This window comes from Clostridium sp. UBA5712 (assembly GCF_002419845.1).
GTDB lineage: Bacteria > Bacillota > Clostridia > Clostridiales > Clostridiaceae > Clostridium_J > Clostridium_J sulfidigenes.
This window is the reverse complement of sequence record NZ_DIGW01000001.1, coordinates 1-18,433: the sequence shown is the minus strand read 5'-3', so window position 1 is coordinate 18,433 and position 18,433 is coordinate 1. Positions and strand designations below refer to the sequence as shown.

15 protein-coding genes and 2 tRNA genes are annotated in these 18,433 nt (G+C 28.8%); 5 read left to right on the top strand and 12 right to left on the bottom strand.

The genetic code is table 11. From position 1 onward, the window contains the following. The first annotated feature begins 51 nt into the window (after window positions 1-51). Window positions 52-1,416: a YjiH family protein gene (locus B3B03_RS00085; RefSeq protein ID WP_414632826.1), complete on the top strand. Its 1,365-nt coding sequence runs from the start codon at window positions 52-54 to the stop codon at window positions 1,414-1,416. Between the two features lie 182 nt (window positions 1,417-1,598). After that, window positions 1,599-2,363, top strand: a complete 765-nt coding sequence (locus B3B03_RS00080) for an alpha/beta hydrolase family protein (protein ID WP_346848081.1) — start codon at window positions 1,599-1,601, stop codon at window positions 2,361-2,363. A 33-nt stretch (window positions 2,364-2,396) separates the two neighbouring features. Here the strand turns inward: B3B03_RS00080 and B3B03_RS00075 are convergent, their stop codons facing one another. Both B3B03_RS00075 and B3B03_RS00070 read right to left on the bottom strand, forming a co-directional pair. Continuing rightward, window positions 2,397-3,029, bottom strand: coding sequence for an isochorismatase family cysteine hydrolase (locus B3B03_RS00075; RefSeq protein WP_346848080.1), 633 nt, complete (start codon window positions 3,027-3,029; stop codon window positions 2,397-2,399). A 53-nt stretch (window positions 3,030-3,082) separates the two neighbouring features. Further along, window positions 3,083-3,256: a hypothetical protein gene (locus B3B03_RS00070; RefSeq protein ID WP_156964330.1), complete on the bottom strand. Its 174-nt coding sequence runs from the start codon at window positions 3,254-3,256 to the stop codon at window positions 3,083-3,085. Between the two features lie 187 nt (window positions 3,257-3,443). Here B3B03_RS00070 and B3B03_RS00065 point away from each other — a divergent pair, with 187 nt between their 5' ends. Beyond that, complete coding sequence (locus tag B3B03_RS00065; RefSeq protein WP_346876175.1) at window positions 3,444-4,163, top strand: lysophospholipid acyltransferase family protein; 720 nt, start codon at window positions 3,444-3,446, stop codon at window positions 4,161-4,163. A gap of 127 nt (window positions 4,164-4,290) precedes the next feature. Next, the gene (locus tag B3B03_RS00060) at window positions 4,291-4,536 is read left to right on the top strand and encodes a TIGR03905 family TSCPD domain-containing protein (protein WP_346848078.1); all 246 of its coding nucleotides are present in this window, start codon (window positions 4,291-4,293) and stop codon (window positions 4,534-4,536) included. A 28-nt stretch (window positions 4,537-4,564) separates the two neighbouring features. On the opposite strand, the gene B3B03_RS00055 is transcribed toward B3B03_RS00060, so the two are convergent. Together B3B03_RS00055 and B3B03_RS00050 are read right to left on the bottom strand one after the other, a co-directional pair. Then, entirely contained in the window at window positions 4,565-6,118 is a 1,554-nt protein-coding gene (locus B3B03_RS00055) for a methyl-accepting chemotaxis protein (protein ID WP_346876174.1), read from the bottom strand. 79 nt (window positions 6,119-6,197) lie between these two features. Next, on the bottom strand, window positions 6,198-6,986 hold the full coding sequence (locus tag B3B03_RS00050; RefSeq protein WP_346848076.1) for an SDR family oxidoreductase: 789 nt from the start codon (window positions 6,984-6,986) through the stop codon (window positions 6,198-6,200). 237 nt (window positions 6,987-7,223) lie between these two features. On the opposite strand from B3B03_RS00050, the gene B3B03_RS00045 reads away from it, so the two are divergent. Continuing rightward, window positions 7,224-7,859: a DNA-3-methyladenine glycosylase gene (locus tag B3B03_RS00045; RefSeq protein WP_346848075.1), complete on the top strand. Its 636-nt coding sequence runs from the start codon at window positions 7,224-7,226 to the stop codon at window positions 7,857-7,859. A 33-nt stretch (window positions 7,860-7,892) separates the two neighbouring features. Here the strand turns inward: B3B03_RS00045 and gltX are convergent, their stop codons facing one another. The 8 genes from gltX to B3B03_RS00005 form a co-directional block, all read right to left on the bottom strand. Further along, window positions 7,893-9,548, bottom strand: coding sequence for a glutamate--tRNA ligase (gene gltX, locus B3B03_RS00040; protein WP_346876173.1), 1,656 nt, complete (start codon window positions 9,546-9,548; stop codon window positions 7,893-7,895). A gap of 226 nt (window positions 9,549-9,774) precedes the next feature. Beyond that, a complete protein-coding gene (gene pglX / locus B3B03_RS00035; protein ID WP_346876172.1) occupies window positions 9,775-13,467 on the bottom strand; it encodes a BREX-1 system adenine-specific DNA-methyltransferase PglX in 3,693 nt (1,230 codons plus the stop codon). A 277-nt stretch (window positions 13,468-13,744) separates the two neighbouring features. Then, complete coding sequence (locus tag B3B03_RS00030; RefSeq protein WP_035132938.1) at window positions 13,745-13,942, bottom strand: hypothetical protein; 198 nt, start codon at window positions 13,940-13,942, stop codon at window positions 13,745-13,747. A 118-nt stretch (window positions 13,943-14,060) separates the two neighbouring features. Then, window positions 14,061-14,867, bottom strand: a complete 807-nt coding sequence (nudC, locus tag B3B03_RS00025; RefSeq protein ID WP_346876171.1) for an NAD(+) diphosphatase — start codon at window positions 14,865-14,867, stop codon at window positions 14,061-14,063. A gap of 126 nt (window positions 14,868-14,993) precedes the next feature. Next, window positions 14,994-15,069: transfer RNA gene (locus B3B03_RS00020), tRNA-Lys, on the bottom strand. A gap of 221 nt (window positions 15,070-15,290) precedes the next feature. Further along, window positions 15,291-15,366: transfer RNA gene (locus B3B03_RS00015), tRNA-Lys, on the bottom strand. Between the two features lie 127 nt (window positions 15,367-15,493). Further along, window positions 15,494-16,630: an alanine/ornithine racemase family PLP-dependent enzyme gene (locus B3B03_RS00010; protein ID WP_346876170.1), complete on the bottom strand. Its 1,137-nt coding sequence runs from the start codon at window positions 16,628-16,630 to the stop codon at window positions 15,494-15,496. Window positions 16,631-16,865: 235 nt separating this feature from the next. Further along, window positions 16,866-18,335 (bottom strand): PLP-dependent aminotransferase family protein, encoded by a 1,470-nt coding sequence (locus B3B03_RS00005; protein WP_346848070.1) that lies wholly within the window; start codon window positions 18,333-18,335, stop codon window positions 16,866-16,868. Between the last annotated feature and the right edge of the window lie 98 nt (window positions 18,336-18,433).

The following is an 18,433-nucleotide window of genomic DNA, read 5'->3' as shown; positions in this document are numbered from 1 at the left end:
ATAAATTCGTTACAGAAAGGATGCATATAAATGGAAAGCAAAAGCAATAAAGTGTCTATTTCAGCAAATAATAAAGATTATTCATATATATTAGCTGTAATTAAATTTCTTATATTCTCTTCTTTAGGTATCTTCTTATTTATGATCCCAATTACCAAAGGAGAAGAAGTAGTTATACCTGTTGCAACCTTATCAACCTATGTTCAAGAAGCTCTTGGCCAATCACTTCCATACATAATAACAACAATAATAGTTGTAACCGCATTTTTTACAATAGTAACTAAAGCATTAAAGCCTAAATTTATTGTTAAAAATAATTTTTTAAATTCTCTTTTCAATGTAAATAATATTTGGTTTATTATCAGAGTCTTAGGTGGAATATTCATAATATGTACAATGTTTCAAATAGGTCCTAAAGCAATTTGGTCAGAAAATACAGGAGGAATGATTTTATCTGATTTACTTCCTATACTCTTTTCAGTATTTTTATTTGCTGGATTATTTCTACCTCTTCTTCTTAATTTCGGACTTTTAGAATTTGCAGGCTCCCTCCTAGTAAAAATAATGAGACCAATTTTTAATCTTCCTGGCTCAGCTGCAATAGATTGTATTGCTTCTTGGCTTGGAGATGGTACTATTGGTGTTCTTTTAACAAGCAAACAATATGTTGATGGGTATTATACTGAAAGAGAGGCCTGTGTAATTGGTACAACCTTCTCTTTAGTTTCAATAACTTTTAGCATAGTTGTAATTGATACCGTTGGGCTTAGTCATATGTTTTTACCCTTCTATCTATCAGTTACCTTTGCTGGTTTAGTAGCTGCAATATTAGTACCTAAATTACCTCCACTATCAATGAAAAAGGATATATACTATAATAATACAAATAAATCTATGGAAGACCTTCTTCCTGAAGGGTATACGCCTTTTAAATTCGGGTTAGAAAAAGCTATAGATAAAGCTAAATCTTCATCCTTAAAAAAAGATGTATTTACTAAAGGAACATTAAATGTTGTAGATATGTGGTTTGGAGTAATCCCTGTAGTTATGGCTGTAGGAACTATAGCACTAATGTTAGCAGAATATACACCATTATTTCAAATTCTTGGTTTACCCTTTATACCAATTTTAAAACTTCTTCAAATTCCAGAAGCTGCAACAGCTTCTAGCACATTAGTAGCTGGATTCGCAGACATGCTATTACCATCTATAATGTCAGGTGGAATTCAAAGTGATATGACAAGATTTATTATAGCTGCAACATCTATAACCCAGCTTATATATCTTTCCGAAGTTGGAGCTTTATTGCTAGGTTCTAAAATACCTGTTAATATAAAAGAATTGTTCATAATATTTATAGAAAGAACTTTAATAACTCTTCCTATAATTTCAATTATTGCTCACTTCATATTCTAAAATAATTTCTAATATTTAGTTATATTTATTTTAAAGAAAAGCAGATCATATTTTATCAATTCAATATGGTCTGTTTTCTTTAATTTTTAATATTAGCCTATTCAATAGTAATGGTAATTATCTTTTAAAATTATAATAATTTATGTATAATATAATTGGGGAATCTTAAAGGAGGTAAGACAATGTGGATTAATAATTTAATCAATTTTAAAAAAGTATATATTGAAAATATATCTACTCTAATAATATATCCTAAAAATTTTACTGAAAAACTTCCTGTAATATTCTTTTATCATGGCTGGAGTTCTAATAAGGATGTTCATAAAAACCTAGGGAGTTTCTTAGCTTGCAATGGATATATGGTGGTTATACCTGATTCAATAAATCATGGTGAGCGTGGAACCATAGATTATTGGCAAGGTGAAAGTGGATTAACTAAGTTTTGGCCAACGGTGTTATCCTCTGTAAAGGAATTCAGTTTTATTCTTGATTATATTAAATCTAACTACAATATAGATGAACATAGAATTGGAGTATCTGGTCATTCCATGGGAGGAATGATTACTTCTGGTATCATTGCTCATAATAAATGCATTAAGGCTGGAGTAATTATGAATAGCTCTGGGGCTTGGGTCGAAGCGACTTTAGAAATAATTGGGGATCAGTATAAAGATAATAAGGATTATATAGATAAAAGCTTAAATGAACTATCTTTATATAGCCCTATAAATAATATTAATAATTTTAATAATACTCCTCTTCTTTTACTTCACGGGGATAAGGATGCTTTAGTGCCAATTAAAAGTGAGATTGCTTTCTTTAATGCAATAAAAGATCACTACCAAAATAAAGATTTAGTAGATATGAAAACCTACGACAGACTAAACCATTATATAACAGAGGCTATAGTTTCTGAAGCTCTTCAATGGTTTGATACTTATTTGTAAGTAAAAATGAGTGGAATTGTCCACTCATTTTTATTATTCTATATACTTAACTATATTTATACCATTTATTTTCATCTTGTATAGACTTATTAAATTCATCAAATCTCCATTATGTATTCCTAAATCATAAGTTTCTACTAAGTTCATAGGAACTATTATACTTTTTTCTTCATTAAATTCATTGAAATAGGTTTTTAAGGATATGGCTAAGGTTTCTACACATATATCTGTGCAAACACCTGTAACTATAAAGTTATTGATGCTAGAATTTTCTTTAAGCCATTGTTGAAATTCTTTAGCATGAAATCCATTAGTGCTATTCTTCTTTATAATTCTATTATTCTTTGTATAGACCTTTAGTTCTTCTATTAACTGTGATTCTACTGTATTAGCTATACAGTGAGGTGGATATGCATTAAACTCACTAGAGTTTTCTTCATGACAATCTATAAAGAATATTTTTTTATAACCTGTAGTTTTATCATTTAGCTTCACTAAAGGGCTTATTATATTCTTCACCCTAGAAGACGCCAAAGGTCCTACATCATAAAAACCCCTAACCATATCAACAACTATTATTGCTGTATTTTCCTCTTTCAAATCCTTTAAATTAATAGATTCTAAATCTATTAATTCTTTTTCCATCTCCTTTAATATCTCATACATTTAATTCACCTCCTATAAGCTTTAAATTTAAATTTTATAGACACTAAGTTACACTATTTTTTACCTTTTACCTTCATAATAGTTCTAGTTACCTTGTATCCAATTCCAATAGCAGCAATAACTACACCAGCAACTAATGCTGAAGATAATTTTTCATTATGTTTTTCTAATTGCTCTAATTCAAGATTTTTAAATTTATTTTTTATGTCTATATCTTTTAAAGTCATAGATATCACCCTTTCTATATTATCTTATATTGGATTATACCACTTTCTTCATATAAATTGTTTAAACTTTTACTAAATAATAAACTAAAACTTTACAATTACCTTAATATGAGGTTTTTTATTCTTTATTAAATTAATACTCTGTACTATAATTACTAATATACGTTATTATAATGGAGGATTTATTATGTTTAAAACAATTATTTGGTTTGGTCATTTTGCCATTAGTCTTTTGACCAAAATTGGACCAATGTATAAAGTTAATTCTTTAGAGAAACACGGAAAAACTGAAGAAATGGAAGCTTATATACATAAAGTAACCTCAAAGTGGGCTATGTCGCAGCTTAAATATAGCGGAGCAACAGTATCTGTTTATGGTGAAGATAATATTCCATCTAATATTCCCGTAGTGTTTATTAGTAATCATCAAGGAAATTTTGATATTCCACTATTAATGAGTTATATTAATAAACCAAAAGGTTTTATTGCTAAAGTTGAAACTTTAAAAATACCTATAGTTAGAACCTGGATGCAATATATTCACTGTGTATTTATGGATAGAAGTAATCTTAGAAAATCTGCTACTGCTATAATTGAAGGGGTAAAAATAATTAAAGCTGGTCATTCACTAGTTATATTCCCAGAAGGTACTAGAAGTAAGGGTGGTCCTCTAGGTGAATTTAAAGCTGGTAGCTTTAAACTAGCAACTAAATCTAATGCACCTATTGTACCTATAACTATAAATGGTTCCTATAAACTTATGGAAGCTAATAACAATAGAATTAAGGCTGCTAATGTAGAGTTATTTATTCATCCTCCTATTGAAATTAAAAATTTATCTAAAGAAGAACAAGAAAAACTTCCTACTGTGGTTAAAGAAATAATAGCTAGTAAACTTCATAATTAGTTAAACATTTTTAATTATTGCAAAATCATCTATTCAATTTTAAAATAATCATTTGATAATATTGAAATATTAACCTTATTACAGTATTATCAAATAGTATGTAAGTTTGCATAGGAGGAAATAATAAATGAAATATGTTACTTTAGGAGTTTGCTCAAAAGAAATTAACTTTGACGTAGTTGAAAATAAAATAAAAAATGTAAGCTTTATAGGCGGTTGCGACGGTAATCTACTAGGTATTTCTAGTTTAGTAGAAGGCATGGATATCAATGAAGTTATATCAAGACTAAAAGGAATCCAGTGCGGTTCAAAAGATACCTCCTGTCCAGATCAATTATCAAGAGCTTTAGAAGTTTATAAAACTAAGAATTAAAATGAAGCTATCTNNAGATAGCTTCATTTTAATTCTTTTCTAATACTAAATCTCCCATTACAATACCTACCACTTGTCCACTATTATTCTTTATAGGTACTGAAAGAGCTATACAATATCCATCAGTATCAGAAGATATATAGGGCTCTGACTTATATACTAATCCTTTAATGGATTCTTTAAAGTATGGTCTATGAGAATAATTACAATATAACTCTTCCCTGCTTCCCTCAAGGGTTATCCCTTTAGTATCTCCATTTATATCCATAACTGATAGTAGATAAAAGAACGGATATTTTTTCACAAATTCTTTTAATGTTTTATTACACTTAGTTTCTTCTAAACATATTATTGTGCCTTCTTTTGCAACACTATTCAAAATATTTTTAGCATTATTTATATATTTTTCAGTATCTTCATCTAAAATATAATTTTGTGCAAAGGATGATATTATAAGCTTCATATCTTTATTCATATTTACAACTTCTTTGATATTATCAGAAACACGCTTTACTACCTTAAGTTGAACCTTAGAACTTTCTGCTGTATTTTGTACATGAATGGTAGTTTTAGAAACAAAATTAGAAATACTATTTATAGATAGCTCTATATTCCTTAAATTTATATTTTGCTCCTCAATAGCTTTATTTATTTCTTGTATAGAGTTTAATGTATTCATACTAGAACTAGATATAGATTGAAAATTTTCACTATTTTTCTTAGCGTATGAAATAGATTCTTTTATAACTGATAAATCTTCTTCCATTATAGATCCAAATTCATATATATCTTTTTGAACATTATCTGTTATCTTTTGAATTTCATCTGCTTGTACAGATGACATTTCTGCCAACTTTCTTATTTCCTCAGCCACTACAGAAAAACCCCTTCCAGCTTCTCCTGCTCTTGCAGCTTCTATGGATGCATTTAAAGATAATAAATTTGTAGTACCACTTATTTCTTTTACAGTATCAGATATATCTTGAATTTTTTGTGCACCAATTTCTAAGGCTTTTATCCTAAGAGAGAGTTCCTTTTCCAAGCATAGTGATTTTTCCATCTTATTAATAAGTTTATCAAACTCACTCTTGCTTTCACTTACAGATTCCATCATTGACATAGCTGTTTTTTCCACGCTATGAGAATTTCTAACCATAGTCCCATGATTTAAAACAATACTTTCTATATCACTTCTAACAGATACAACTTTATCAACCTGATTATTCATATCATCCGATATGGTGGTTATAGATTCTACATTTTCAACCACATGTAACTCCATATTTTTCATATCTTTACTTAAGACATCACAGTTTATAAGTATCCTATCACTAATTTCTGTAGATTTTCCTATAAGCCTTCTAACCTTTATCATAAAGTCATTGGAATAAACTATTAGTTCTTTTATTATTTTAATTTTGTTTGCCTTTAGTTTCTTTGTTAAATCACCTTGAGCAATTTTCTCCATTTCATTAGTTAGCCTTCTTATTGAACTTCTAATTCTTATATTAAATATAGAAACTATGATTAAAGTCACAATAAGAATTCCCATTATACCCCAAAATACATCTTGTGTTTTCAAATTTTTACCCCCCTATATGAAATTAAAGCCATATAATATATAATTATACATTATTATTAATACATTTCCTACAAAAATATTACTTATTAAGTAAAATAGCCGAATTTTGGATAAATCCAACGGTTTTTCCCAATAGTTTTCTAGGTAAAACCTTAGATATTCCTATAGCAATTTTATTTTTAATCCCAGGTATAATTATGCTTCTTCCTTTCATAAATTCTTTATACCCTATTTCAGCAACTAACTTAGGCGACATAGCTCCTCTTAATTCTCTTTTGCCAGCTCTTTGATGAAAATCTGTTTTTGTAGTTCCTGGACAAAGTCCACTTACCTGAATATTATACTTTTTAAGTTCGATTGATAAAGCTTCAGTTAAAGATAATACATAAGCTTTTGATGCATAATATACTGCAGTATAAGGTCCTGGTTGATAAGCACCAGTAGATGCCACATTTAGGATTTTTCCACCCCCATTTTTAATCATTTCATTAGAAATTAAATATGTAAGCTCCGTTAAAGCAACCATATTAGTTTGTATTACTAAACGATGACTTTCCATATTAATTTCATGAAATAGACCACAATAACCTACACCAGCATTATTTATTAGTACATCTATCCTTATATCTAAATTTATAATTTCATTAAAAACCTCATTTCCACTATGAGATTTAGATAAATCTTTCTCAATTATAATTACTTCTATTCCATAAATCTTTGATAGCTCCTCTTTAATCCTTTTTAAAACTTCAATTCTTCTGGCAACTAAAATTAAGTTATAGCCATTTCGAGCAAATATTTTACTAAACTCATATCCAATTCCAGACGAAGCTCCAGTAATTAGCACTGTTTCTATTTTAATTTTCATATATAATTCCTCCCTGAAAATTCAAACTATACTATCATAAAATAGTTAATATTTATTTTTTCATATATATAATACAGATTTAAATTATTAATTCAAATTTTAATTCAATCAAATGAAAATTACTAGATATTTTATCTTTATATAGATATATTATAAATAATCTAAGCGATTTTAACCTAAACTATATAGTATAAAAGATTAAATATTACATTTGTAAAATAAATATGGAGGATATTTATGAAATTTGAAAACCTTTCCCTTGATTTTTTTCGTAGGGATGCAAGAAAAGTTGCTGAGGACCTCTTAGGTAAAATAGTAGTAAGGAATTATATGGGATATAAGCTTACTGGTAGAATTGTAGAAACTGAGGCTTATGTGGGAAAAATTGATAAAGCTTCTCATGCCTATAACTATAAGAAAACCACTAGAACGGAACCTTTATTTAAAAGTGCTGGTATAGCCTACGTATATAAAATATATGGAATGTATAACTGTATGAATATAGTAACCGGTTGTGAAGGCGATCCTCAAGGAGTCTTAATTCGTGCCATTGAACCAATAGAAGGTATTGAAGTTATGAGTGAAAACCGATTTAATAAGCCTTTTACTAAGCTTAAGCCTCGAGAAATATTAAATCTCACTTCTGGTCCTGGAAAACTATGTATAGCCCTTAATATAGACAAATCTTTAAATACCCATTCTATATTAAGTGAGGAATTATCCTTATATGCTGACGATTTTAAAGATTTCAAAATTGTATATTCTAAAAGGATTGGCATTGATTACGCTGAAGAGGCAAAAGATTTTCTTTGGAGGTACTATATTGAAGGTAATAAGTATGTTTCAGTTATAGATAAAAAATCATCTCTATAAAATTACAGAGATGATTTTTATCTATATTTCTAATTATAGTTTCAAAAATTTAGCAAATCTATTTCTAACTGTTTCTTCCCCCATTATTTGCATAATAGTATAAAGGTCTGGTGTATTATTTCTATAAGTTAATGCCGTTCTTACACATCCAGCTACATCTGAAACCATACCTTTGTAATTTTCAGGATTTTTCTTAAAGGCTTTTCTATCTGTAGCGTACCCTAATTCTATAGCTACTACTTTTAACTCTTCAAACCAAGTATCCTTATCAGTATTAAAATTATATGCCTTAGCATAAGCTTCTATTACCCTTTTAGCTTCTGGTAAATCTATATTCTTAGGAAATTCTATTTCTTCTACAGTACTCTTAAATAATACATCAAAAAAGAAGAATATTTTTTCCTTAACATCATTCCATTTAGCAAAATCCTTTCTAGGTTTTGGTCCTTCTTTATCAATATTGAATATTTCTTTACACATTAATTCATTGTTAGTTACTATGTCATACATTTCCTTATCATAATTCTTAGCCCAATTTATATAGTAGTCATATACCACATCAGCCTTTAACTTGCAAATTACATTTTTACTTACGTCACTTAATTTTACAATATCAAATAAAGCACCACTTTTACTCATCTTATCTAGATATACTCTAAATTCATGATAATCAGATGATGGATTTTCTTCTCTCCACTGTTCAAAAGTAGAATTTATTATATTAAGTAAATATTCTATAACAGATATCATAGGATATCCTTCTTCATCATAATAACTTACTGCACTTTCGGGATCTTTTCTCTTAGATAACTTTCTTTTAGAATCTCCATCTAACTTCATTATTGTAGGAGTATGTGCATATTCAGGTCTATCAAATCCAAGAATATCAAAGAGTTGAATATGAATTGGAAGAGATGATAACCATTCTTCTCCCCTAATTACAGTAGTAGTTCCCATTAGCGCATCATCAATAGCATGAGCAAAATGATAGGTTGGAAGTCCATCAGATTTAATTATAACTATATCTTGATTGCTTTCTGGGAAAGAAATATCACCTTTAACTAGATCGTGAAACTCAACTCTGTTTTCTGGATTACCTGGAGATTTTAATCTTATAATATATTTTTCACCTTCACCTATTCTTTTTAAAGCTTCTTCTGGAGATAAATTTCTACAGATTGCATATTCTCCATAATATCCTGGAGTTAATTTTTCACTAATTTGTTTTTCTCTCAGTTGTTCTAGATCTTCTGATGTACAAAAACATGGATAAGCAAGCCCCTTTTTAATTAGATCTCTAGCAAAAGTTTTATATATCTCTTCTCTTTCGCTTTGTCTATAAGGACCATACTCACCTTTAGATGTATTATCCCCTGTCATACCTTCTGTAAAATCTAACCCAAACTTATGCATGGTATTTATAGTATCTTCTATAGCACCAGCCACTTCTCTTTTTTGATCTGTATCTTCGATTCTTAAATAAAAAACTCCTTCACTTTGAGTAGCTATTCTTTCATCTATTAATGCAGAAAATACTCCTCCTATATGTTGAAACCCTGTTGGACTTGGAGCATATCTAGTAACCTTGGCACCTTCTTTAAGGTTTCTCTTGGGATACTTTGAAATATAATACTCAGGCTCCTTATCAATGTTAGGGAAAATTGTATTTGCTAATATTTCATAATTCATTTTACTCACCTTACCTTATATATTTATTAATTACCTCACACTTTAGCTTAATCCATTTTATATAATACAACTTAATAATACAATTTAGCATTTTATATAATATGAGATATGTAGTAATCTTATTTAAAGTTTACCTTATATAAAACTCTATTAAATATTAATCCATTTTAAATATTACCATAAAATAAAGTATAATTGTACCCCTATATGTTTTAATATAAACTCCTTAGATTTTATATAAAAGATTTATCTTAGTTTCTTTTCCATTTGTTTTCATAATTTTGATACCTTGGAATTTATCATAATTTTCTTTAATTCCTTCATCTAAGTTAATGGATTTTTTTTCATTAGCCATATACGCAACTATTTCATCATATTCAATGAGTTCTTCTATTTTCCTTTTTAACTTTTCATTTTTTTTCCTAGCTATTGCTCTTTCCTTAGCACTATATTCCTGTGAGTCTTTTATTAGCTCCAATGTACTCAATTCACCTTCATATTTCCGTTGCATAAGATGAATATATTCTGTCCTCAATAAAGCTACAGTTAAGTCGTCATATCTATGAGCATATACCAATGCTTTAAATCCATCATTCTTACCTGAATCAAATAACCAATATATAGGTTTCTTTCCATAAGCTTTTATATGATCCTTATAGAATTCCTTAAAGAAGTATCTTCTAATGCTTTGCCTTGAAGTTTCACTATCTTTTTCGCCTAAAATATTGGCTATAAAATTAAGATTCTCTTCCAATACTTCATTTCCATAAACTGCTTTTAAAAATTCAATGAACTTGGTCATTAAATCTTCTGAAAAATATTTTTCTTCTGTTATAGGCATTATATTATCAACCTTAGGCATAAAACTTGAATTAACCCATCTATTATCATTTACTTTTCCAGTGGAATCTATTTCTACTTTCTTAACTCTATGATTTTTAAAATCCCATTTATCTTGGAAGTTTCCACCTCCATACACTAACCCATCAACATCTATTGAATATCTACCCATAATACATCCCACTGCAAAAGATATTAAAGATTTCACTTCTCTTTCTACCTCAATTCTCCTTAATGTTATATCTTTATATGATACATCCGGGGATAATTCTTCATTTAAACCATAAACATCTATGAAAATTTTATTTAACTTCTCTTCATTATTTTTAAGTTTCTCAATAATTTTCATATTTTCTTTTTCCCAAAGTTTAAATCTAGATTCTATGGTTACATCCTTAACTTTTTTTTCTCTTAAGCCTCTCATCAATGGATGAGTTCTAAAGTTCCATGATGTCTCAAAGTCATTCCATTCCGCTTCACTAATGGCTATGTTTTCTTGTACAATTTCATCAATGGTAGATTTTATTTCTTCTTTAAATATATCTTCATGTATTGGAACATTCTTCAAATCTCCTACTTGTATATTATAGGTTGGATTCATTATATCTAAAAACATATTAGCAACTTTGCTGCATAACAATGCTAGTACTACCTTTTCTAGGTCTTTATCATCAAAGAATATAGAAGATCCAGCAACGTCAAATATGAACCCCTGAGGAGAATACCTTACTCCCATATTTTCAGAAATAAAAGTGTATGTAAGACCACTTTTAAAATAAAACTCCTCATTTTTTATAGTTCTACTATATGATTTATATAACTTTGCTGCATAATCTTTTACTTCACTGCCATCATTTTCCCAATTAATCACATATCTATTATTACCAAACCACTTTCTGTATTCTCCACCTTTGTTATATGGAAACCATTTTTTCTTACTTAACAAAGCTTCATCTCTATCAGCAGCTGAAAAATTAATTTCATTTATATCAACTTCATACCAATCTCTTAAAAACCGTTTATTATCTGATGTAGCCATTCCTTGTCTAGGCTTTGCAATATTTTCAAACTTGTGTAAATTAGAAAATAAATTTAATACATTATCATTTACCCAATAAGCAAAAGGTTTTGTTGGGATTGTCATTAGTTTTTTTAGCCATATACTGTAAATCCCATCTCTCTCCATTCCACTACAAACTGACTTAATCTTTATTTTCTTTTCCAAAGCTGTTAACTCTTTAGTAAGGTCTACAATTCTCGTTTTATATTTAGGAATTTCACTATTTTGATTTATAAAAGCAACATTCTGTACTATGGTACCCACATTATCTTCAAATACTCTAGATCCTAAGTGAATCATGCTAATAAAAGTACTGTCTTCTAAAATCTTATTTCTAAGTTCTAAAAAGCTACTTAAAAACATCCATGAATGCTGATTTACCATGGCATATATTCCATCTTCTTTAAGATAGTTCTTACACACTTCCATATACACAGAAAATAAATCATGCTTTGATAAAGGATAATGGTTGGTCAAATATTTAGCTAGGGTATCATTAGCTCCCCTTAGTCCCATATAAGGTGGGTTAGTAATACAAACCTCATATTTAATACTCATTATTTCTCCCTGATTAATGAGCTTTGGTAATTTATTTAACAGTATCTGTCTATAATCACTAAATACTAAATTATTTTCTTCATTTATCTCTCCTAACCGTTCTTTTAACCTCTGAAAATTCACCTTCTCAACTCTTAATATTGATCCAAACTCTTTACCATCCTTAAAGGTATTTACTAAATAAGATAAATCACCTCTTAGCTCTTCATCTTCCTTCGCGAAATATTCTATAATTTCATAAGTAATACCATTACTTTCTTCTATAGCTACTATATTAAGCTTCAAAGGATTTTTTTCAACTTCTCTGAAAAATCTTCTATTATACGCTCTAGCCTTCATAATAAGACAGAACATACCAATTTGACTAGCTCTTAAATCTATATCTAATCCAAATATATTATTTTCTAAAATTTTTCTTGAAATCTCTCGCTCTGGATAAGCTGCAGATTTGTAAATTTTATAAAGCACATCAAAGGCATATAACAATATGTGCCCCGAACCCATACATGGGTCAAGAACCTTTATATCCTCAGGATGTAAATTTTTTCTCCCCAATTTAATATTATGTAAAATGTCATCTATTTCGAAATCCTGAATGCCTTCCTCTAAATAATATTTTAATTCATTCTTTAAATTTTCATCCTCATGTCCTTGAATCCATATGGTTCCTAATGAATTTTCTACTAAGTATTTCACTATCCACTTAGGAGTAAATAACTGAGTAGCTGCTGGAATGTTTTCTTTAGTTATTTTTACATTTTTCTTTAGATCATCAAAAACCTTCTCCTTCTTTTCAGATATATAATACTGATACATCCACCCTATAATTTCTACTTCCTCTTTCCAGTCTTCTTCATCTATGTCATTGCACATTTTCCTTAGTATGGAACCTTCTTCTAACAAATTATCAGGAAATAACAATTCTGTATAATCTTCTATTTTTTCAAATAAACCAGGAATAATATTCCCTAATTCATTACATTGTCTTATTAAAATATATTTATATAGATTTTCTCTATCATAATTTTTACTACTATCTAACAATTTATAGACTAAATCTGAATCTAGTCTCAACTCTCTTATAACTTCACCAACCCTAAATAAAATATCTGGTTCCATTTTACCTGGTATCTCTGAAGATATAATTCTTATTCCAATGGGCAAATAATCATGTACTTCCATATACCTTAAAGCTATAAACCTATTAAACCAAGTATATGCCACTTCTTCCACAACTTCATCTAAAGATTTTGATTCCATTTCCTTTATTAGTGATTTTCTATGCTTAGGTGAAATATTAAATATTTCTTCTCCACCCACTACTTTAAATCCACTTTGAACCACTTCTATATCTCTAATTCTATTATCTTCAATACCTATTTTATACGCTCTATCTTTTATTTTTTCAATAAGATTACTTCTTGCCCAAGTGGCAAAAGCCTTAACTTTATTCTTATTCATCCTTTAATTGCTCCTTATTTGCTATGTAAAATTTCAATAGCTTTATTATAACATAGTAAGATTTTTTTATTGAAATTTTTATATAATTCCTTAGCACATTATTTTCTTTTCAAATTCTAAGATTTTATAATTAAACCCTAAAGAGCTATCTCAAAATAATTCTCTAGAATCTCTAAAATATTGAGTTTATACTTTAATACCATTAGCAGATAATACTCAACATAATTAAGATTTAGATTACTTTGAAATAGCCCTTTTATAAATAAAATATTTAATTTTAATAACCGTTTTTTTTTGCTACGATACCACTTTCATTGGTACCTGGCTCTTCAATAGTAGTATTAAAGCTACTTTGAGCGTATTGACCTTGAGATTTATTCCCATTACGAAGATAGTTCTCCTTTTTGTATTTCCTTTTATCTTCTTCACGTTGTTTAATCTCATATTGTTGTTCTCTTAATAAATCATGATCCATCTTTATCCCTCCTTTAACACATATATTCATTGTTTATTATGTGTTAAAGTTTTTATAGTATACTGTTAAACACAATATACTTTTCCTATGAATTCTATTATTAATTTAATTTTAAAATCTAGATCTCAGTATAATTATCCTTAAACCAATCTATTAGTTTTCTTGCAATACTAATGCTTCCAGGAATACTAGGTAAATTATTTACCTCAAACCAGTTTGCCTCTTCAATTTCAACTCCATCAACCTTTATTTCACCCTTATCATATTCTGCTGTGAACCCTACCATAAGAGAATTAGGAAATGGCCATGGTTGATTACCAAAATATTTTATATTTTTAACTTCTATTCCCACTTCCTCCATTACTTCCCTCTCTACACATTCCTCTAATGTTTCACCAGGTTCCAAAAATCCTGCTAAAACACTATAAAAATTATGTTTTGACTTAGCATTTTTAGCAAGAAGTAATTTACCATCTTTAACTATAGCAACTATTATAGCAGGACTTATTCTAGGGTAGCTTATAAAACCACACTGTGGACATATTTTCCCATATTCATTTAGTATAGTATTAGTACTATTACCACAAACACCACAATATTGATGGGTTCTATCCCAATTCATGATTTGAATAGCACGTCCCGCTTCTATATATATTTCATCAGAAACTTGTCCATATAAGTTTCTTAAGGTTATAAATTTCATACCCAAAGGTTCTGTATACTCTTTTGATACCTCTACAGAGTAACATTTACCACAACTTCTAGTTCCTAGATCTTGAACTCTTACTGGATTAATATTAACTGATTCTAAATCTTTAAATCTTGGTATAAAAATTTTATCCTCTTTTTCTTCTACTAATAATTCATTTTGTCTAAATATAAACCAAATAGGAGCATTAGTTTTTTCTGTTGATAAATGATTCATTATTTTTCCTTCTTTCATTTTGTATAAAATCTATATTAACCTTAATATATTTTATTAATTAAGTCTATACTATTTTTTAGTTTAAAATGTAAAATACCTCGTAATACTTATTAGTACTACGAGGTATGGTGCGCCATCAGGGGTTCGAACCCTGGACCCCTTGATTAAGAGTCAAGTGCTCTGCCAGCTGAGCTAATGGCACATGTCCTTGTCACAAATATTATTATACAACCCACTGTAAGTTTTGTAAAGTATTTTATTAAAATACATTAAATAAATATTTATCATTTAATGTAAAAAAATATAAACCAATTCAGTTTATACTTAAATAGATTAATTTAATCATATTAATTATTTTACGAGCTACTTTTTTCAAAAAAATTTCTATTAAAAAGAAACAACACTCTACAGTATTGTTTCCCTTGGTGCGCCATCAGGGGTTCGAACCCTGGACCCCCTGATTAAGAGTCAGGTGCTCTGCCAACTGAGCTAATGGCACATGTCCTTGTCACAAATATTATTATATTAATATTATTTAATTTTGTAAATAATTATAGGTATATACAATAGATTTCAAAATATCTATTGCATATACCTATATTGTATTTAAACATCCTTTATCTTCATTATATAAATTTCTTATTTACATCCCTTGATCCACTTAGATATAATAAGTGTGGATAATATATATTGAATTCTATAACATCACCAACTTTATAATTTGTCTTACAGTCTTCTATATCTATAATTAAATGGTCACTACTAGCACCAATTACCTCTATATTTTTATCTATAGGTATTAAAGTATCTACAGAAACAAAATCCTGCTTACCTATTGCCAATAATGCACGTCTTCTTTCACCTCTATCTTCATAGATGGGCTTATTCCCAAATGCATCTATAAATATTTCACCAATTGGATGAGATGGCTTATTTTTAACTTCCACTACCTGAGCTTTTAGCACAAAGGCATCTTGATGTAACATGGACATATCATACTCCCAAAAATCATCTAAATCCTTAGCAACTAATATTCCTTCTCCAATTCTTAAATTATTAATTTTACTTGGTATTTTTCCATCCCAAATTAAAGTTAACGAAGAAGTAGCTCCTCCTGAAACCACATCCAATTCTCTTCCAATCAAAGCTTCTATTTTTTCTGCTACATTACATAATTTACCTAAATTCTCTTCTGTAGGTTTCACAGAACCATAGCATCCTAAATTTGTCCCTATACCATAAAGTTTTACATTAGTTAATTCTTTCTCTACATATAAGGCTAAGTTTATGAACTCTTTTTCATCTACAATACCTTCCCTTAAATCACCTAAATCCATCATTAAAATAACTTTGTGATTCTTGTTTTTGTATTTACACTCTTCGTTTATTTTCTTTAAAGTTTCAATTTCAGAGTTTAAACTTATATCCACATATTCCACTAATTGTTTTATTTCATTATGCATAGGTATTCTTATAAGCATAACAGGTTTTTTTATACCTTGTTTTTTCATCTCTATAACTTGATTTATTCTAGATGTAGCAAGATACTCACATCCTGCCTTATCCATCTCTGAAACTATCTGTGGCATAGCATGTACAACTTTAACTACTCCTGCTACAGAAATTCCTTGATTCTTACATAAATCCACTACATATTTAGTATTATCATATACCTTTTTTAAATCTATCTCTAGTAGCGGAAATTCTTCCAGCTCCTCTATTTCCTTTATATGAATATCATTAATCAAAGTGTTTTCTAACATAGTATCCTCTCCTGTCCCCTAATATAAAGATACCTAATTTAAATTAGTTTTATTTAACAGCTGCTATCTTGTTTATATTATAAGAAAATTCACTCAATACTTCTCCATCCATATTAATTAAAATAAACCCAACCAAAAATTACTCATAACACAACCATATAATTATGTTATGAGTAATTAAAAACAAATATAATTCTAAATTTAGTTGATTGCTTAATCGCTCTAAACAGAGTTCTTACCTTCTAACCAATTCTTTAATAAGTAATGACAGTTTTAATAAACCTTCCTCTAGCTCTTCTATAGGTGCATAGGAAAAAGATATTCTCAAAGAATTATTAAAATTAGCATCATATATATATCCAGGATACAATAAAATTCCCATTTTACATGCTTCATCAAAAAGCTTATACATACCTATTTTATACTTTAAAGTAATCCAAACATAATAACCCCCTGAGGGTATTTCCCAAGTAGCTATATCCTTGAAGTATCTATTTAAAGCATTTATTGTTACATCTCTTCTTATAGTTAATTGACTTCTTATCTCTTTTAAATGATTTTCATACAACCCCGTTTCTAGCCACTTACCCACAGTAAGTTGTGATAAAGAGCTAGAACCATAATCAGTTTGCATCTTTATATCACCTAATCGTTCAATTACTGGTTCTGGTCCCACAATCCACCCAATTCTTAATCCTGGACATAATGTCTTTGATACACTCCCTACATATAATACCAATCCATTAGTGTCTATACTCTTAATAGGGTCCGGTGGTGGAGCGTCAATCCAAAGCTCCCTATATACATCATCTTCAATAATAGGTAACTTCTCTTTCTGACAAACCTTTATCAACTCTTTTCTTCTTTTTTCTGACATGACTATAGAAGTAGGATTTTGAAAATTTGGTATAGTATATAGTATAGATGGAACATGTTTTTTTATGTAATCTGGAATTAAATTAGCCATAACTCCTTCATTATCCATAGGTATCCCACTTCTTCTCATATCTAATGACTGAAATATTTGAAGTGAGTACATATAAGAAGGATTTTCTAACAATACAGTAGAACCCTTTTGCAATAATCCCATAGAAATTAGCTGCATTGCTTGCAAAGCTCCAGAAACAATAAGTATAGAACCTGGTGATGCATATATGCCAATTGTCTTTAAATAATTACTTACTTGCTGCCTAAGATACATAGTTCCACTGGGACTTTCATATCCTAAATTATCCATATCCCTTGCTACTTCATTTAATATTATTTTCATATCTTCTTTTGGAAATAATTCTGATGATGGTTCTCCAGTGCTCAATCGTATATAATCTTCTCTAAACTCAAGGGTATTGATTTTCTTAATAGTCTTAACATTAGGGATATGAATGCCTTCATCAATATAGGACTTCCAATCTGGTTGTATATTAGATAATAAAGGTGATACATTATTTACTATTTTAGTTCCACCCTTTCCCTTACCCTCTAAGATTCCTTCTGCCTTTAACTCATCTATAGCTGAAACAATAGTACTTCTATTTACATTAAAAATTTTAGCTAATTCTCGTTGCGTAGGAATCATGAATCCGACTTGCCATTCTCCTCCATTTATTTTCTCCTTAAAGTACTCTACAATTTGAATATATAGAGGCTTATTTATGTTTTTATCCGGCTTCCAATCTATATTTATTATATTTATCTCTCCCTTCAAGATAATAATATACTATTAAATATATTTGCTTATCTATTTAATATATTAACCTAAATATTTCTTCTTTTATAGTCCTTTAATCGAGTAGGAGGAAAATA